This is a genomic window from Bermanella marisrubri (assembly GCF_012295615.1).
In the GTDB taxonomy this organism is placed as follows: Bacteria; Pseudomonadota; Gammaproteobacteria; order Pseudomonadales; family Oceanobacteraceae; genus Bermanella; species Bermanella marisrubri.
The window spans coordinates 2,834,655-2,852,548 of record NZ_CP051183.1; the positions used below are offsets into that span (position 1 = coordinate 2,834,655).

Sequence of the window (17,894 nt, forward strand, 5' to 3'; positions counted from 1 at the left end):
AACAAGCTTATAGCTTACAGGGCACTCATGCGAGGCTTGCGATCACCGGTACGCTTAGGCTTACCTGACTTAGCACCGCCCTTATTCTGACCACGCTCGCCTTGAGGCTTCTTACCTTTGTTGCCACCTTTCGCATTGCGGCGTGGCTTTTGACCACCGCCAGCACCACGGTTCTTCAATGGTTCGATATTAATCGGACGACCACAAACACGTGCTTTCTTCAGATGTGTCAATGTCTCTTCAGGCATGCCCGATGGTAAATCGACCGATGCGAATGTATCATAAATCTCAATATGGCCAATGAACTTGCTTTCAATGTCCGCTTCGTTGGCTATGGCGCCAACGATATTGCCTGGCTTAACCCCGTCTTTATAGCCAACCGCTAGTCGATAGCGACGCATTTCCACATCCGGGAAATCTTTCAACGGCATGGCTTCCAATTCAATAGGCTTACGCTCTTCTCGGCCACTGTTATTACGACGCTCTTTTCGTTCGCCGCGCTCACCACGATCGGTTTCTGGTTTAAAGCGTGGTTCCGATTCATCCATAAATAATGGCTTGTTTCCTTGTGACATTTGCGCAAAGGCAGCTGCCAATTCAATCGGATCTAATGCTGGTTGCTCAGCCAAAATTTCACTGGCAATCTTTTTAAAGATCTCTATATCACGACCTTCAATGTGTTCAAGCGCTCGCACTTTAAATTGATCGCGACGTTTAGCGTTCACTTCTTTCGCCGTAGGCAATTCAATTTGCTGAATCTTCTTACGTGTAACACGCTCGATGGTGCTCAGCATACGGCGCTCACGGGGACGCACAAACAAAATCGCTTCACCTGAACGACCTGCACGACCAGTACGGCCGATACGGTGTACGTACGACTCTGCATCATAAGGAATATCATAGTTCACCACGTGACTGATACGCTCTACGTCAAGACCACGTGCAGCCACGTCCGTTGCTACTAGCATGTCCACTTGACCCTTCTTCAGACGATCAACCGCACGCTCTCGCTGTGCTTGAGCCACATCACCGTTTAATGCTTCACAGCGTAAACCATGAGAGCGCATATAATCTGCTACCTCTTCAGTGGCTTGCTTAGTACGAACAAACACCATCATGGCGTCGAATTCGCTGGTCTCACAGATGCGCAACAATGCTTGGTTCTTATCGACACCTTTTACTAGCCAATATTTCTGCTCGATAGACTCATTGGTCGCGGTTTTGCTTTTAATTCGAATCTCAGTCGGTTCACGCAAATGCTTTTCGGCAACCGCTTTAATTTGCTTAGGCATGGTGGCACTAAATAGTGCGATCTGACGCTTTTCAGGTACTTGATCCAATACCCAATCCACATCATCAATGAAGCCCATACGCAACATTTCGTCAGCTTCATCAAGCACTACGGCACGAATGCCTTCAAGCTTCAAAGTACCGCGACGAATATGATCCATAACGCGACCGGGCGTACCCACTACCCATTGTGGACCCTGCTTAAGTGCACGGAATTGAGAACCAAAATCGCTACCGCCATAAATGCTAGCGACTTTTACATTCGATTCATGCTTGCTGTAAGACTCCACCGCCATCGCTACTTGCTGGGCTAATTCGCGGGTAGGGGCCAAGACTAAAACCTGCGGCTCGCGCACTTCATTCTGAGTGCGAGCCAATAATGGTAGGGTAAAGGCTGCTGTTTTACCGGTACCCGTTTGCGCTAAACCTAATACATCTTTACCTTCCAAAAGGTGAGGAATACTCTGCTCTTGGATCGGGCTAGGTTGTTCATAACCTTGCTCTTCGATAGCACGCAATAAATTAAAAGGAAGACCAAGACTGGCAAAGCCAGTGGATGATTCTGACATCTGTTATAACCTGTTTTTTGGGGAGTACTTTCTAGATCGGCGCTGAATACATGCACGGGCATGCTCCAAGGGGCTCAATCAAAATTAATCCACGTTAATTTGATTCCCACCACCCTGCACATTGGTCGAGACGACCTTCAATAGACGACAGTGACGCATCACTGTGTTCTGAAATCCAAAGATTCTTCTTTGGATACACGATAGGACCTGGGGAATACCTCAATAGGGGGCGCATTCTGCCAGTTTTGTTTATAAACTGCCAGTACATTTATAGTCTTTTTTGTTTATTTTTTGTTCAGCTTGAATTTTAGCTGAATCTGCCATCCTTTCACTTGAGAAAAACCCTCACACACACAGATACCAGGTACAGCCGCTACCTGCCCACGGGCCGTCAATACTGGCCAGTGAGGCCTCTGCCAAGGTGGAATATTTGCCTCTTGCATGAGCTTTTTATAGGTTTTACTGGGTCGCCCCAATGGTCGAATCGATTGTCCTGGGTTGCCCCATACAATCTTATATTGATCCGGCTTTAAGCCTGTCTCTTTAGCTGGGCTTTGCTGCAGCAACACAAAGCTTAAATCAAGCAGCTCACCACGCCACACCTCGGGCAGGTCATTATGATCAACGGGAAACAAGGAATCGTTCAGTAGAAATAGACCATTGCGATACCTTGCTAGAGAGTGTGTCTGCCAATGAAAACGCGGCTCGGCATCCTCTCTTGCCGCTATCACCTCATCAAATATCGTATCCAACTGGCTTTGTGTGGGTAATGGAAATATCTCATTAAATTGCAGCCAATAGCGAATGATCTGTTGCTGTATAAATTTCGGGTATTGTTGCAAAACTGATATTGCTAAGCTCGCATCGGACAACAAAACCTTTTCAAGCGCCTGCTGTAAAAAAAACTGTAAGCAAGACTGCTCTTCCTGTAGCGCATTCAAACTGGCTTGAACGCTTTGTCGATATTGCGGATAACGGTTTTCGATGAGCGGTAAGACCTGTAATCGCCAAAAATTACGATCAAACTGAGTATCTAAATTTGAATCATCTTGTACATACTTTAACTGATGATCATTTGCGTATTGTTCAATTTGTTTTTTGGTAGTCGATAACAGTGGGCGCAATATTATCGCTTGTTTATTGTTACCCAAATCCAAGGTTCGCGCCACATTCATGGAAAGTAAACCGGACAAACCTGAACCGCGCATCAGGCGCTGCATCATGGTTTCAACTTGGTCGTCTTGATGATGCCCTAAAACTAAAACATCCTGATCATCCAAAGAACGTTTAAATGCATCGTAACGGGCATTCCGTGCTACTTCTTCGATACTGCCCTTCTGTTCTAATTCGACTCTGTGGGAAACTAAAGGGATCGACCAAGCTTCACATAGGCCTTCAACATGTTGCTGCCATTGATCCGCAAATTCACTCAAGCCGTGATTAACATGGATACCATGCAACTCAACCGAGGAGTGATGGTACTCAACAAATTGTTTACACAAAAACAACAGGACAACGGAGTCAATACCGCCACTCAAACCAACATAAAGACGCTGTATATTGCCGCACTGAATTAATGGAAGTAATGCTGTGTCTAGCGCGTCTTTAATATTTGTTTTAGACATTTATGCAGACTCATAAACCACTTCGACGTTATCATCACCAAATTCATGCTGTAGTCGGTACAGTAAATCGTCATTGGCCTCTACTTTGTAGTCTTGCCCTAACTGCAAGCGTGCTTTGGCTTGCGGGCCTACATAATCCACGAGAACTTGTGCGCCATCCACATTAAACGGTGCGAGTTTTTCTGTCATACTGCGAATTAAATGGCGATCAATTTTCGCATAATTCAGCGTCAACTTGACGCCCTGTGAAAAAATGGCTCGGGCCTGAGTTACATCCCACAAATGGATTAAGTTAGCACCCAAAGAATCATTATAATTATCGTATTTAACTTCCACTTCCATAATCAATAAGTGGTCAACCAATAGCTTGTCTTTGTATTGTTCATAAATATCACTAAACAAACGCACGTCCATTCGAGCAGTTCGGTCATCAATGGTTACAATCGCCATATTACCACCGCGCTTAGTCTTCATAACTCGCTGATCAACAACAATGCCAGCAATTTTTTGTGGCTTTTTGTCTGCTTGTATGTTCGCTAAACGTGTTCTCGCAATGTTTTTGAGCTCAGTTTCATATTCGTCAAATGGGTGTCCGGTTACATATAAACCCAGCGTATCTTTTTCACCCTTCAATTTCTGCTTTGGCGTCCAATCTCGTACTTTATTTTTATACTCGTCGTAAGGGTTAATGTTGGCTTCTTCTTCGACAACACCAAACATATCCATCATTCCAGCCGCCGCATTTTTCGCACTCTGATCTGCTGCTTTCAAGGCATCTTCGATACTTGCAAATAAAACCGAACGATTTGGCCCAATTTTATCAAATGCACCACAACGCACTAATGCTTCTAAAACACGCTTATTGATTTTGCTTTTATCCACAGACTTACAAAAGTGGAATAAATCTGTGAACGGACCTTTTTCTTTACGTGCAGTGATAATTGCTTCTATTGGGCCTTCACCTACACCTTTGACAGCACCTAAGCCATAAACAATGGCTCCAGAATCATTAACCGTAAAGCCATACTCGGACTCATTTACATCAGGCAGCACGAGATCTAATCCCATCTCCCGACATTCCTCGATGAAGATCACGACTTTGTCTGTGTTCTGCATATCCGATGTTAGTACTGCTGCCATAAAAGGCGCAGGATAATGGGTCTTTAGCCAAAGCGTTTGGTAAGACACCACTGCATATGCTGCGGAGTGAGATTTGTTGAAACCATAGCCCGCAAATTTTTCAACTAAGTCGAAAATTTTCATTGCAAGATCAGGGTCATTACCAATACTGGCCGCACCTTCACGGAAGGTTTCACGCTGCTTGGCCATTTCCTCTGGTTTCTTTTTACCCATAGCACGACGTAGCATATCGGCGCCGCCCAATGTATAACCCGCCAATACCTGAGCGATTTGCATAACCTGCTCTTGATATACGATAACCCCATAGGTTGGCTCTAGAATTTCTTTCAAGCTTTCATGCTGATAATCCGGGTGCGGATACGCCACTTCTGCTCGACCATGTTTACGGTTGATAAAGTCATCTACCATGCCCGACTCCAGCGGACCCGGACGGAAAAGAGCCACCAGTGCAATCATTTCTTCAATATTGTCTGGTTCTAAGCGACGAATTAGATCTTTCATGCCACGCGATTCCAATTGGAATACCGCCGTGGTTTTCGCTTCTTTCAACAATTTATAGGAAGGCGCATCGTCCAGCGGGATTTCTTCAATACGCAGCGGCTCTTCATTATTTTTTGCACGAATATCATTAATGGTATTAAGCGCCCAATCGATGATAGTTAGCGTTCTTAACCCCAAGAAGTCGAATTTTACTAGGCCTGCCGTTTCAACATCGTTTTTATCAAACTGAGTTACCAAGCCAGTGCCGTCTTCTTCACATAACGTGGGAGAAAAGTCAGTGAGTTTAGTGGGAGCGATCACTACACCACCGGCATGCTTACCAGTTTGACGCGTAATACCTTCAAGCTTCTGCGCCATTTCCCAAATTTCTTGAGCTTCTTCATCACTATCGATGAACTCACCAAGAGCCGGTTCTTCATCAAGGGCTTTGGCCAATGTCATACCAGGGTCACCGGGTATTAATTTGGACAACTTGTCAGCCAGACCATAGCTTTTACCCTGCACACGTGCCACGTCACGCACTACCGCTTTAGCTGCCATGGTGCCATAGGTCACAATCTGCGATACCGCCTCTCGGCCATAGTTATCAGCCACGTAACTGATTACGCGGTCTCGTTTTTCCATGCAGAAGTCGATGTCAAAGTCAGGCATGGACACCCGCTCTGGGTTCAAAAAACGCTCGAACAGTAAATCGTATTCAAGAGGGTCAATATCAGTAATCTTTTGTGCATACGCCACTAACGAACCCGCACCGGAACCACGGCCTGGTCCAACTGGAATATCATGGTCTTTAGCCCACTGGATAAAGTCCATTACAATCAAGAAATATCCAGGAAATCCCATTTGGATAATGATATCAAGTTCGAAATCTAGGCGATCAAAATAAGCCTTTCTGACCTCTTCATATTGCGGATCGTTTTTATCGATTAGAAACTCAAGCCGTTCCTCTAGCCCTTCATATGAAATCTTTTTGAAGAACTCGTTTTCTGTTAAACCGTCTGGAATCGGGTATTCTGGCAGGAAATATTTACCTAACAGTACTTGCACATTACAACGGGTGGCGATCTCTACCGAATTGGTAATTGCAGAAGGGATATCTTCGAACAGCTCACACATCTGTTGCTGGGTTTTAAAATACTGCTGGTCGCTGTACCGTCGTTCTCGACGGGGATCAATCAGCGTCATGCCCTCACCAATGCAGACACGCGCCTCATGAGCATCGAAGTCGTCTTGCTTCATAAAGCGTACATCGTTGGTAGCAACCACTGGTACTTGCTTGTCGGCCGCTAACTTTATGGACTTTTGTAGCAGAGCTTCATCATTGGGTCGCTGAGTGCGCTGTAGTTCCAGATAAAAACGCTGAGGAAACAATTCAAGCCAACGATCCAAACGCGATGCGGCTAATTCGAATTTGTCTTTTTTCAAAGCTTCTTCGATATCTCCGCGCTGAAAACCGGACAGCGCAATCAAACCATCTGCTTTTTCTTCAAACCATTCCTGTTTTAATTGCGCTCTGTCATGATGTTGGTTCTTGGTAAAACCCGCACTCACCAATTCGGTAAGATTGCGATATCCCACATCATTTTGTGCAATTAAGGTAATCGCATATGGGTTTGCCATATCGTCAGGGTTCTCAATGAAAACGTCTGCGGAAATAATCGGCTTAATTCCAGTTGCTTGACAAGCCGTGTAAAATTTAACCAATGCGAACATATTACTCTGATCACTAATTGTCAGAGCAATTTGCTGATCCGCGTCAGCGGCTTTAATCAACTCCTTAACGCGGACAATACCATCTACCAATGAGTACTCAGTATGTACTCTCAGATGAACAAAGGAGTTGTTATTGGACATATTAATCGAACCTTGAAACAGACATCGAAAAGCAAACGTCTATTGTAACGGTATCTGGTGCGCTGTTAAGTCTTTCACAAAGTTTCTTTCCCACCTTTCGCACTATCAGCGTGTCTAAATTAGTCACCAAGTCTGTCCTAACCCGCCCCAGACAGCCTCAGCCAAAAGTATTAAGCTTTCTGGATCATAAAAAGTCAGTCATTGGCCGTTTTTACCATGTTTTCAGACAAATTCGTGCCTTATGCTATGACTAAATAAGAATAATTAGACGTTTTTCGCCATCCTTATGACCCAATCGTGTCGATGGGTTTCTGAGCAACTCGTTTTAACAAGGCAATGACTATAATAAAAGGAGCCTTTATGAAGCACCCTATGGTAAAAATTAGCGCCCTGAGCGCCTCTATCTTGGCAGCCAGTTCGGCAATGGCAGGCGGTTTTGATAACTCCAGCCGCGCATTTAACATTATTTACGGTGATAACAATGTTATCGACCTAAGCTATGGACAAACTTCAGTGCCTATGAAGGCACGTATCGATCGACTGCAAAGGGCACAAACCAGTGGTGCAGCCCCAACTCAAGATAAAATCAGCGGATCGGGCGAAATTATCGATGACTTTTCACGCCCTCAAGTAGGTATTCGCTACAACATTATGGAAAATGTCACTTGCGCAGCACAAGTCGAACAGCCTTTCGCAGCACAAGTTGATTACGCTGACGACTCTCTTGCTTACGTAGTGACCAATGATAGTGGAGTGCCACTCGACAGTGCTGGTAACCCTACCGGCGACCCCGCTAGTATGGCTTTCCGTACGGCACCGATTAGCACAAAATATGAAAGTGAATCCTTCACTGTCGCATGCGGATATGATTTCGCACTAGGAACTGGTAACTTGAAAGTATTTGCTGGTCCGAAGATTCAAAGCGTAAACGGGTTCTTCAGTGAAGATTTGTCTCCACAAGATGTTGGTAACAATGATAACTTGAATGTGACCTTAGATGGTGGCACCGAGGTAGGCTACATTGCCGGTGTTGCTTATGAGATCCCAGAATACGCATTGCGTGCATCGATTCTCTATCACAATCAAATTGATTATTCAGCTACAGGACAAAACAAAACGTTCCTACCACTATCTGCTGTGACCGGTAATGCAGCCGATGATCGAATTTATACATTCGATGCGGCAACGAAAACCTTCACTCCACAGACCATTGAACTTGCTTTCCAATCGGGTATCGCGGAAAACACCTTAGCATTCCTAAAAATGCGTTGGAGTGAATATGGAAAACTGACTAACTTGGACGTACGCGGCAGCAACGAAACAGCTGTTGGCGCTCTAACGTATCAACAACTTGCCACTGCTAACGATCAACTAGATGCGCTTATCAATCCAAATGTAAGTATGTTCTCGAATGATACCTTGGACTACAGCCTAGGCTTGGGTCATCGCTTCAATGACAAACTAACCATGGGCGCTAGCTTCTCCGGCGGCATTAAGCTAGGTGGAAAAAGTGACGATACCCCGTTGGGCGCAGACTCAACAACACTTCGTTTACCCGGTGATACCTCACACACACTATCTATAGGGGCTGAATACTCTGTACTTCCAAACTTAAAAGTGAGTGGTGGCCTTGGCTACACTTTCATCAACGATTATGTTGTACAAACAACTTTCAGAGAGGATGACGCTGGCAATACAATAGACGATAGCAGCTCTTTCCGTGCTGAATTCAGTAAAACCGAAGCGACTAGCTTCCAGTTTGGTCTAACTTACGAGATCTAGTTTTACGTACTCGCCGATAAAAAGGGAAGCTTTGCTTCCCTTTTTTGTGAGTAGGTGACTCTACGATTAGTGATGATCACGATGGGAATGCTTACCTTTCTTTTTCTTGTCCATTAATTGTAAGAAGGTCGCTTTCTGTTCATCATCCAGAATCAGCATAACTTGATGCATATGAGAAAATCGTTGTAAAGCTCGATTTTTTGCTTGTTGAGCAATTTCTTCAGCGAGCTCTTGTGCTTTTTCCTCCGAATAATTTTCTAGTAGGCTGTTTCTTTTCTCATGTAACGCTTTCCGTTGCTCGTGAATGAACTTTTTATTGGGCTTGCTTTCCGCATGTAAACGTTCAAATTCTTGTTGCTGCTCGGCAGTCAGATTCAAAGCATCAATAAGCGCTTTTGGGCCCTTGGGATGTGCGTGGGCATTCAAACCCACAAGAATCAAAGATCCTACCATTAATATAATGGTCAGTTGCTTTTTCATAAGTATCCTCTCAAAGTGAATGATTAAAGAAGTCTTCCTTCGATTAATCATATTACTCATCTATATTTAAATAAGGGTTAAGGGTGGGTAAAGTTTGGTAAAGATGACAAGGAATACTTGATCTACAACGGCTATCTATTAAAGAATGCATCTATGAGCAGATTACTACTTGTTGACGACGACCAGGCTTTGAATAGTCTACTTACTGAATATCTCAGTCAGGAGGGCTTCGAAGTCATCAATGCATATGATGGAAAACAAGCCTTGGACTCCTTAACACAAGAGCCAGACTTGATGGTACTAGATGTCATGATGCCGGAACTTAATGGTATCGAAGTACTCAAGCAATTACGTCAAAAAGACATTCAACTACCTATTTTAATGCTCACAGCAAAAGGCGACGACCTAGATCGAATTTTAGGACTAGAACTTGGGGCTGATGATTATCTAGCGAAACCATGTAACCCGAGGGAACTACTCGCTCGCATTAATGCCATACTTCGTCGAAGTCATGTAAATACACTACAAAACTCTCGTCAGAAAAGACCGATAGACATGAACCAAAGTAGATTGGAAGCGTATTTTCGTGGCCAAGAAATAACCCTGACAGGTGCCGAATTTAAACTTTTGTGGTTACTCAACGAGCGAGTCGGAAAAATAACAAAGAAGGACTTTTTATCCGAACAAGGGTTAGGACGAAAGCTCACCAGATACGATCGTAGTATAGATGTACACCTTAGTAACATTCGTAAAAAGTTGGTGGCTATGGGAGCAAGAGATGACATACTTGTAAACCAACGAGGTGCCGGATACCTTTTAAAAGCGGATGAGTTCTAATGTCTTTTAATCTAAAAAACATTGGATTAACCAGTCGCATTCTACTGAGCATTTGGCTAACACTCATACTCATTGTCACGTCAATTGTTGTTGTATTAAAACTCAATACACCAGACCGACATAACCTTCCAATGCCGCCCATACAATTGCATGACGATTTGCTACTCAAATTATTAAATGAACCTTATTCCAGTGTGAAGCAATGGTTTCGCCAACAGCCCAAAAAAGATACAAGGCGACTATTTATTGTCAAAAACGATCAGGATATCTTAAACCGCAGAATTCCTGATGCATTAGATGCCTTGCGCACACGTCTATCAGAGCAAAAACCATTTATTCATGAACGTCGTCATGGGCGAGCTATGCTAGGACGATTATTTCTACTACCCAATGGTAATCACATTGAAGTACTGGTACATACGCGGATTGGGCCTCCACCTTTCCATCACACCATATTAGAAAACATCGCCTATCTGATAACGCTCTTAATCGCTATCAGCGGTATTATTAGCTGGCTTTTAACACGTTACATTCTTAAGCCCATTATTGAATTACGGCATGCTACGCATCAAATTGTTCTTGGTAATTTCGACTTGCGTCTGTCATCAAAAATTAAACAATCAGGTGATATCGCTTTGCTGGCACAAGATTTTGATCACATGGCAGATACTTTACAGAGAAGTCTGCAAAGTCATAAGCACCTATTACACGATATTAGCCATGAGCTACGCAGTCCTATTACGCGACTTCAACTTGCAACGGAACTGGCAAAGCAAGCATTTTCGGACAAGGATAATGAGCACTTCCTGCGCATTGACAAGGAAATCGAGCAAATCAAAGATATGATTACAACGCTTCTCAATCTCCCTGCCTACGAACTGGAACCACACTTAGCCATACAGGATAGTATTGATTTACTAGAACTGATTGAAACAATTCGATCCGACCTTAATTTTCAACAAGATCATATTAAAATTGAAATTAACAACCAATTACCAATGATGTATCAGCATGAGTGTATTATTCATGCCAACAGTCAGCTTTTGCATAGTGCGATTGAGAACGTGCTGCGCAATGCTCTAAATTATCATGATACTAACAGCGCCATTACCATCAATATTCAACTACTTACAAAGAATGCATCTCATTACCTCGCTATCCGTATTTGTGATCAAGGTCCAGGCGTTAGAAGTGAATTGCTCGAAGAAATATTTAAGCCCTTTTACCGCACCAGCGCTGCCAGAGATCGACTGTCAGGAGGCCATGGTTTGGGACTTGCCATCAGCAAACGTGCACTTGAACTACATGGCGGCTATATTGAAGCATGTAATCAAAAGCCGTCAGGATTATGTGTAACACTTAGCTTGCCTCTATCCTTGACAGTTGACGTTAATCCTATTTAATTATTTTACTGATAGGCTGCACTGCACTACGACCTGCATCTGTCATCATCATTTCATGAAATTCTTCTACTAAACGATTGGTCTGATCTAACACTGTATGCCAATAACGCTCACGTTCATCATCGCTTAGTTTATTAAAGTCTTTTCGGTCAGGGATTTTTCCATAAGGTAATTGATCGATAAAGGATTGGCTTGGCGTTACCATGACCACATTATCATAGTGTTTGGCTTTAGCACTTCGCCAAGGTAAGGATTTATCAAACCAAGCAGGTACTATTTTTGGAAAAAAGTGAGGATAAAAAACCAAACCATCGTCAATATTAAATGGCCCGGAGAAATGGTAATCCACCATACCACCATCCCAATACCAGCGGTTTATCCCACCCTCGACAAGTGTCGGTTCTAAAACCATTGGGATCGCACCCGAAGCCACCAAAGCTTGCGCGACATTTTTTTCAGTCAACGGAATTACTTCGGGAGTTTTACTGTAAGGTCCTATGCTGCCTTTATGGCTTATGACAACACGGGGATAAAGGGCCTCAACAATTTTATTGGAAACCAAGTTGCCTGCAGCTGCGCTTAGCAAGCTAATGGCTTGCATCCAATTGCTTCTTCCATTTAATAGTTTACGATTACGCACGGCCACCACATGTAATTGACGTGATGCGTTTTCAACAATATCCCGAGCGTATTGGCCACTGAACAAGGCATCTCGTACACGTTCAATAAAACCGGTAATTTCTTTAGGGCTTAATGTTTTATAACGTTGATTTAAGTAGATTTCTTCAAAATCCTTGAAACGCGCTAGGGGGTCTTTTTGCGCATACAATGCCATTCGCCATGCTCCAATACTAGAGCCAATTAACGACATGCTATGATTGGGTGAAAAGAAGTGCTCGGTAAAATATTGATCTAGACGGCTTAACATCAACCACTTGGGTCCGCCACTTGCACCAACCATCAAACGAATACGATCAGCACTCAGTCCATTCTCTTTAATTTCTGCAAACGCAGATTCACCTGCCAGCAACTCTAAATTCATGTTCTTTGTACTCTTCAAGGGATGATTGCATCTTGCCAAATTCATTGGAAAGCGCAACGCTTATCAACAACAAAAAGCAAAAGATGTTAAGGACACACTGTTTATCTATAAACTAGGTTGATCGGGGAATATAAAGATTACAAATATTAAAGTTCTTGTGCGTTGTGCCGTTACACTCATTAACGGAATCACCACCAAGGAGGGTGTTATGACACCATTTCATGGCTATAAATTTCTAACGGCAATCGAGCACCAAGCATTTCATGAGGGTCTTAAAGCTAAGATCGATGCACCCAACCCATACAATAAGACCAACACGCCTCATGCTTCTAAAGCATGGAGTAAAGGAAATCAATTGGCGTTTCGGTTAAACGCGCGCATTGCAGTGCAGTATCTGAACGCATCCAAGCAACTTTAACTCTAACTTACTTTTCCAATAACGGATCTAATTCATTGCAAGGACTAGCGAGTGCTAGTCCGTACCTTTAGTTGAAAAGCTCTCAATACTCTTTCTCATCGACTTAGCAACACTGGCCACCGACTCAGAAGCGCCGACCAAACTTTGCAAACGCTCTCCGTTCGCCTGACTCATGGCTTGCATCGACTTGGCATTATCATTGATTCCAGCAACCGTGGCCTCTTGTTCTGTTGTTGCACTGGCTATTAGTGTATTCATTTCCAAGATCTGATTCATCGCAGATAGTACTGTATGCAGAGCATCATGGGTTGATTGAGCATCCTCTATACACGTCTGCATGATGGTTTGACTTGAATTCATCGCCTCGACTGTTTGACGGCTTCCACCACGTAATTTCTCAATCATAGAATGTATCTCTTCTGTGCTTTGCTGAGTGCGAGACGCAAGTGTTCGCACTTCGTCCGCCACTACTGCAAAACCTCTACCTTGCTCACCAGCTCGTGCCGCTTCGATTGCGGCATTGAGAGCAAGTAAATTTGTTTGATCAGCTATTTCACGAATAACATCTAACACAGATCCAATATCCACAGTATCTTGTGCCAGTGTTTCTATTGCATTTGACGCGGCATTTATTTCAGTATGCAACTTCTCCATATTACTCTTGGTCAATGCACTTTTCGCGGAGGTTTGAGATACAGTACTTTGTGTTTCACTGGCAGAGCTCGCGGCTTGCTCTGCATTTTGTGCAATGGATTGTGTTGCTTCACTCATCTCAGCAACGGCACCAGCAATCTCTTCTGTTTCTTTTAATTGGCGGCGTAATTGCTCACTGTTTTTTTCCATTACATCCATCAACTCTTGGCTGTTGTGATCAAGCGTACTACCACTTGCTTGAATATTCGTTACCAAGTTTTCAATGCGATCAAGCAGGTTATTGAAGTTGTTCGCAACTGCGCTTCTAGTTGAACAACGCTGCGTCAAATCCAACGTATCATCGTCTGTTATTTCTGAGACTGTATCTTGTAAATCAAATGCCGCTACTTCTTGTGCGAGCGTTGCTCTTGCCATAATTGTCAAAACAATGGTTTCAACAACGACATACCCTGCATGAATAAGAATGATGGGCCAGCCTCTCTCTCCATTTTCTAAAACAAAGACGGAACCACCTTGCGTCTGCATGTAATAAAAGAGGAGGTGATGGACAGCTACAAAAGCGGCAGATGCGATAATCGGCCGCCAGTCTTTGTAATAAAGTAAAATAGCGAGAAATGCGAAGAATCCGAAGTGCATCTCTATCATGCCATGAGCTTGATGAACGTGCAGAGCTGTCATCATCATCAATGCTACACCCATATATATGCGGGTTATGCTTCGACCTTTAGCAGTCTTATACAAGAATACCCCCAAGCCTAGAGTCAATCCGCTAATAATGATCGACTCTGCCCAAGTGTCATACCAAGATGCCAAACCCAAGCTATAAATCACTGTCACAACGACAACACCAAGCATGATTTTGTCTGCTTGATAATAATGCTCGTGAGATAATTTTGAATCTGAATTCATATCTTCACCCTAAGAATCCGTTAATAATCACTGCTAGTTTGACAAAAACAGCCAATACCTTTTGTGTTTAACCAATCTGGTGGATATCCTCTTTCAATTTCTTGCAGAGTCCGCTCCACAAAACCAATACCTTGACCGCACACCGCTCCCGATGAGTAGGGACCAAAATACACCAGCTTACCCTGATCATCCCATATCACTACAGACGGAGTAGCAACTAACAGCCCTAGATCATTTAATTGATCACCGCTCAGCGTCAATTGATGCGTTTCTTTAAGTGTAGACTGCAACTGAGCAATGTGTGCATCTTGATAGACAGTACATGGACAAGATTCGCTACGAAGGTGCATCACCGTAATTTTTGAGGGCTCGGTTACAACTGGCTTTAAAGATTCAATTTGCTCATCCGAGAAGAGCGCTAACTGCTGCTGCCATGTAGACCAATGACGATACTCAAACCACCATACAACCAGTACACAAGCAGCAATCCAGAGAAGAATCAAAAAAGACAATTGACGGTTTGTAAGTGAACGAGTCATGGCACCTCTATTTGCTGGTATGAATAAACGTGCCATCCCAGTCTTGTGGTAAAGTTTGCTTGCTCAACTGATCTATTCTTTGTAAATAAACATCGTATAGGACTTTGGGGTGTGCAAGCTGCAAAGCAGCAAATGCTTTTTTAGCGCCGATCCAATCTTGATGAACATATTGTTGATAAGCTGAGTTATATTCCGCTATTTCTTCTAGGACATCTTGCGAAACATCACCATTCGAGCCTAATGGTTCATAAACTCTTATAGCGGTTTCTTTACCTTTCACCACGATACGATCAACAAATCGAAAAACAAAACCATCAACCGCATCGTGTGTTTCCTCACCTACCAGAATTTTAACGCCATAGAATTTAGTAATGCTCTCGAGTCTAGAGCCAAGATTGACCGCATCGCCAAGAACAGTATAAGCACGCCGAAAACTAGAACCCATGTCACCTACATTCATAAAGCCAGTATTAATACCGATACCAATATTAACCTCAGGCAATCCTTGGGCTATAAACATCGGCTTGAGTTGCTCCGTCACCTGCTGCATGCGCAGAGCAGCCTTAATAGCGTTTTCTCGGTGATTTTCGTCGTCCAATGGTGCTCCCCAAAACGCCATCACCATGTCACCCACATATTTATCAATAGTGCCTTGGTGATCAAAAATCTCTTTGGTAATTGGCGTGAAATAGGTGTTCAACAGTAGTTTTAATTCACGCGCTGATAATTTTTCGCTGATACTGGTGAAGCTGCGAATATCGCTAAAAAGGACTGTCATTAGCTTATGTTCGCCAGCAAAACTATAGGCGTCTGGATCCGCCAACATTTTCTCGATATGCGCAGGAGGAACATATTGATCAAACATGCTTTTCAGTACGCGTTTGCTCACACTCTCTCGTATAAAGCCGTCCGCAATAAAAAGTGCAGTTAGTGATACGGTTAGAAGTAATGCGGCGGCTAACGGTAAATCAAACCCTTGAATCCAAACAAACCCATTGAAAAAAAACGTCGCACTAACAATAGCAATTCCGCTCAATAACATGGACATTGCACCAAGCTTAGGTAAGACCACGATCATAAAGATAGCAATAACAACTAATTGAAATAAAACCGCACCCGCGCTCCAATCTGGCTTGTATGGAAAGCCGCCATTTAACAAGGCATCTAGAATATTGGCATGTACTTCGACACCCGGATACTGAGGCCCCATAGGCGTACTGCGTAAGTCGGCTAAACCAATAGCGCTGGTGCCAACTAAAATAATACTGTCAGATAATAGGCCCTTCTCCAGTTTTCCATTCAGTACGTCAGTTGCGCTGATATACGGGTAGCTAAACGCCCGGCCCTGATACGGCACTGTAACAAACCCACGAGGGTCGGTTGGAGCAGGGTGCTCGCTCACAGCCAGATTTGTCATAGTCAAAACATCGCCCAATTCAGCCACCTCGGGTTTAATATCCTCAATGAATAAGTAGCGCATAGCAGCAGAGAGTGCGAGGGACGGATACAAGTGGTCTCGATAGCGAATTACCAGCGGCGAACGACGCACTATACCGTCAAAATCAGGAAACATAGTGACAAAGCCACCTCCACTGGCCGCCTTTTGAAGTATGTCCACATTGGCGGTATAGCCTGGCCTTTGTGTTACCACTAATTTTTCTTTCCATTCTGGATCCAATTCATGGATAGGTAGCGGTAACAATCCATTACGATAGGCTTCGTTATCTTGAAAGAAGAAGCCCAGTACCGTGTCGTATCGTTTGAGAGACTCCGCAAGAGCAATATCCGCGTCCACTTCCTCGTATATAGCATCAAGAGAAGGCATTTCTTGTCTCATATTTTGTGCTAGTACACGCGACATCTCATCAACAGGGTTAACCTGCTGCTCACTAAACACAACGTCAAAGGCTATAACAATGGCCCCTGCCTCACCTAAATTATCCACTAACGTTGCTACTTTATGACGGCTCCAGGGGAAACGACCCTGTTCGATAAGAGATCGTTCATCAATATCCACAATAACAATGGATGTATTTGATGCTTCACGTTGTGTGAAAGGCAAAAGGGTATTGAACCTTAAGTCATACAAAAGGTATTCAATACGCTGCATTAGATTGGCGTGATTATCTGATGTGACTGCAAGCCAAGAAATCAACAGTGTGAGTAACACTGCGAAAATTCTCGTGCTATGCGCTTGCATATATTTTTTGAAAGCCATGAAGGAAGCATAGCTTTTATTTGAAGAAACACCTCAGCCTTGTGAGCTGAGTTTACGGCAGTCTATTACGCAACAACCTGCCCACGATAAATTCGTTTACCCGATGCGCTTTTCGCTTGCGATTCGTTACGCGCCGGTCGTTCCTCAATTACCTGTCCGCGATATACACGACGAATAATCGTTTCGTGCTGGTCACTGGATTCTTGCTTTTCTTGAGTTGGGTGCTCAAAAGAGATTCCCATCATGTCCTCAAGGTCAGCAAACAACAATAGAGTTTTCTGGTCATGACTTTTATTAACCAGTTCCAATAGCCTTTCCACCACATCAGGTTGGCTTAGTCTTAAGTCCACACCAAATTCGCTGCGTATACGTTTACGAAGTTGCTGCATTAGGTCAATCATTTCTTTTGATAGATTTGGAATCATAGCGTTCTAATACTTCCATCATTTGTCGGTGACATTGTCATTGTATCTATGCCTTACATAAGACCCAGAGCAAACCTTGTACCACAATGATGAACACCCGATGACCTATATAAATGTGACCGTTTCGCCAAACGAAAGTAGAGATGAACGCACTTTGTTGGCGCATTTTGTGAAAATCATGCACCAAATCATTCGCTCTTATCTAAGC

General features: G+C 43.6%; 13 protein-coding genes. 4 read left to right on the top strand and 9 right to left on the bottom strand.

The annotated features are described in order from the left end of the window. Positions 1-14: 14 nt before the first annotated feature. The 3 genes from HF888_RS13190 to dnaE all read right to left on the bottom strand — a co-directional run bounded on the left by HF888_RS13190 (position 15) and on the right by dnaE (position 6,979). Positions 15-1,859, bottom strand: coding sequence for a DEAD/DEAH box helicase (locus tag HF888_RS13190; RefSeq protein WP_007016781.1), 1,845 nt, complete (start codon positions 1,857-1,859; stop codon positions 15-17). Between the two features lie 284 nt (positions 1,860-2,143). Continuing rightward, positions 2,144-3,484 (bottom strand): tRNA lysidine(34) synthetase TilS, encoded by a 1,341-nt coding sequence (tilS, locus tag HF888_RS13195; RefSeq protein ID WP_007016782.1) that lies wholly within the window; start codon positions 3,482-3,484, stop codon positions 2,144-2,146. Beyond that, the gene (gene dnaE / locus HF888_RS13200) at positions 3,485-6,979 is read right to left on the bottom strand and encodes a DNA polymerase III subunit alpha (RefSeq protein ID WP_007016783.1); all 3,495 of its coding nucleotides are present in this window, start codon (positions 6,977-6,979) and stop codon (positions 3,485-3,487) included. A 360-nt stretch (positions 6,980-7,339) separates the two neighbouring features. Here dnaE and HF888_RS13205 point away from each other — a divergent pair, with 360 nt between their 5' ends. Further along, positions 7,340-8,761, top strand: a complete 1,422-nt coding sequence (locus HF888_RS13205; RefSeq protein WP_007016784.1) for an outer membrane protein transport protein — start codon at positions 7,340-7,342, stop codon at positions 8,759-8,761. A 66-nt stretch (positions 8,762-8,827) separates the two neighbouring features. Here the strand turns inward: HF888_RS13205 and HF888_RS13210 are convergent, their stop codons facing one another. After that, positions 8,828-9,241 carry a Spy/CpxP family protein refolding chaperone gene (locus HF888_RS13210; RefSeq protein WP_007016785.1) on the bottom strand — a complete coding sequence of 138 codons (414 nt, stop codon included), beginning with the start codon at positions 9,239-9,241 and terminating at the stop codon, positions 8,828-8,830. 153 nt (positions 9,242-9,394) lie between these two features. Between HF888_RS13210 and HF888_RS13215 the strand changes: the two genes are divergently transcribed. Both HF888_RS13215 and HF888_RS13220 read left to right on the top strand, forming a co-directional pair. Continuing rightward, positions 9,395-10,078, top strand: a complete 684-nt coding sequence (locus tag HF888_RS13215) for a response regulator (RefSeq protein WP_007018551.1) — start codon at positions 9,395-9,397, stop codon at positions 10,076-10,078. After that, positions 10,078-11,481 (top strand): ATP-binding protein, encoded by a 1,404-nt coding sequence (locus HF888_RS13220; RefSeq protein ID WP_007018550.1) that lies wholly within the window; start codon positions 10,078-10,080, stop codon positions 11,479-11,481. The genes HF888_RS13215 and HF888_RS13220 overlap by 1 nt, the downstream gene beginning before the upstream one ends. On the opposite strand, the gene HF888_RS13225 is transcribed toward HF888_RS13220, so the two are convergent. Further along, entirely contained in the window at positions 11,474-12,523 is a 1,050-nt protein-coding gene (locus tag HF888_RS13225) for a patatin-like phospholipase family protein (RefSeq protein WP_007018549.1), read from the bottom strand. The genes HF888_RS13220 and HF888_RS13225 overlap by 8 nt on opposite strands. A gap of 208 nt (positions 12,524-12,731) precedes the next feature. Here HF888_RS13225 and HF888_RS13230 point away from each other — a divergent pair, with 208 nt between their 5' ends. Further along, positions 12,732-12,941 carry a ribosome modulation factor gene (locus HF888_RS13230; protein WP_007018548.1) on the top strand — a complete coding sequence of 70 codons (210 nt, stop codon included), beginning with the start codon at positions 12,732-12,734 and terminating at the stop codon, positions 12,939-12,941. Positions 12,942-12,995: 54 nt separating this feature from the next. Here the strand turns inward: HF888_RS13230 and HF888_RS13235 are convergent, their stop codons facing one another. The 4 genes from HF888_RS13235 to HF888_RS13250 form a co-directional block, all read right to left on the bottom strand. Beyond that, positions 12,996-14,504, bottom strand: a complete 1,509-nt coding sequence (locus HF888_RS13235; protein WP_007018547.1) for a methyl-accepting chemotaxis protein — start codon at positions 14,502-14,504, stop codon at positions 12,996-12,998. Between the two features lie 20 nt (positions 14,505-14,524). Further along, positions 14,525-15,043 carry a DUF6436 domain-containing protein gene (locus HF888_RS13240; RefSeq protein ID WP_007018546.1) on the bottom strand — a complete coding sequence of 173 codons (519 nt, stop codon included), beginning with the start codon at positions 15,041-15,043 and terminating at the stop codon, positions 14,525-14,527. 7 nt (positions 15,044-15,050) lie between these two features. Continuing rightward, a complete protein-coding gene (locus HF888_RS13245; RefSeq protein ID WP_007018545.1) occupies positions 15,051-17,261 on the bottom strand; it encodes a CHASE2 domain-containing protein in 2,211 nt (736 codons plus the stop codon). Between the two features lie 65 nt (positions 17,262-17,326). Next, on the bottom strand, positions 17,327-17,686 hold the full coding sequence (locus HF888_RS13250) for a hypothetical protein (protein WP_007018544.1): 360 nt from the start codon (positions 17,684-17,686) through the stop codon (positions 17,327-17,329). Between the last annotated feature and the right edge of the window lie 208 nt (positions 17,687-17,894).

Excerpts from the sequence above, each read along its gene's own strand:
- HF888_RS13190 (WP_007016781.1), bottom strand. The coding sequence starts at position 1,859 with ATGTCAGAATCATCCACTGGCTTTGCCAGTCTTGGTCTTCCTTTTAAT.
- tilS (WP_007016782.1), bottom strand. The coding sequence starts at position 3,484 with ATGTCTAAAACAAATATTAAAGACGCGCTAGACACAGCATTACTTCCA.
- dnaE (WP_007016783.1), bottom strand. The coding sequence starts at position 6,979 with ATGTCCAATAACAACTCCTTTGTTCATCTGAGAGTACATACTGAGTAC.
- HF888_RS13205 (WP_007016784.1), top strand. The coding sequence starts at position 7,340 with ATGAAGCACCCTATGGTAAAAATTAGCGCCCTGAGCGCCTCTATCTTG.
- HF888_RS13210 (WP_007016785.1), bottom strand. The coding sequence starts at position 9,241 with ATGAAAAAGCAACTGACCATTATATTAATGGTAGGATCTTTGATTCTT.
- HF888_RS13215 (WP_007018551.1), top strand. The coding sequence starts at position 9,395 with ATGAGCAGATTACTACTTGTTGACGACGACCAGGCTTTGAATAGTCTA.
- HF888_RS13220 (WP_007018550.1), top strand. The coding sequence starts at position 10,078 with ATGTCTTTTAATCTAAAAAACATTGGATTAACCAGTCGCATTCTACTG.
- HF888_RS13225 (WP_007018549.1), bottom strand. The coding sequence starts at position 12,523 with ATGAATTTAGAGTTGCTGGCAGGTGAATCTGCGTTTGCAGAAATTAAA.
- HF888_RS13230 (WP_007018548.1), top strand. The coding sequence starts at position 12,732 with ATGACACCATTTCATGGCTATAAATTTCTAACGGCAATCGAGCACCAA.
- HF888_RS13235 (WP_007018547.1), bottom strand. The coding sequence starts at position 14,504 with ATGAATTCAGATTCAAAATTATCTCACGAGCATTATTATCAAGCAGAC.
- HF888_RS13240 (WP_007018546.1), bottom strand. The coding sequence starts at position 15,043 with ATGACTCGTTCACTTACAAACCGTCAATTGTCTTTTTTGATTCTTCTC.
- HF888_RS13245 (WP_007018545.1), bottom strand. The coding sequence starts at position 17,261 with ATGGCTTTCAAAAAATATATGCAAGCGCATAGCACGAGAATTTTCGCA.
- HF888_RS13250 (WP_007018544.1), bottom strand. The coding sequence starts at position 17,686 with ATGATTCCAAATCTATCAAAAGAAATGATTGACCTAATGCAGCAACTT.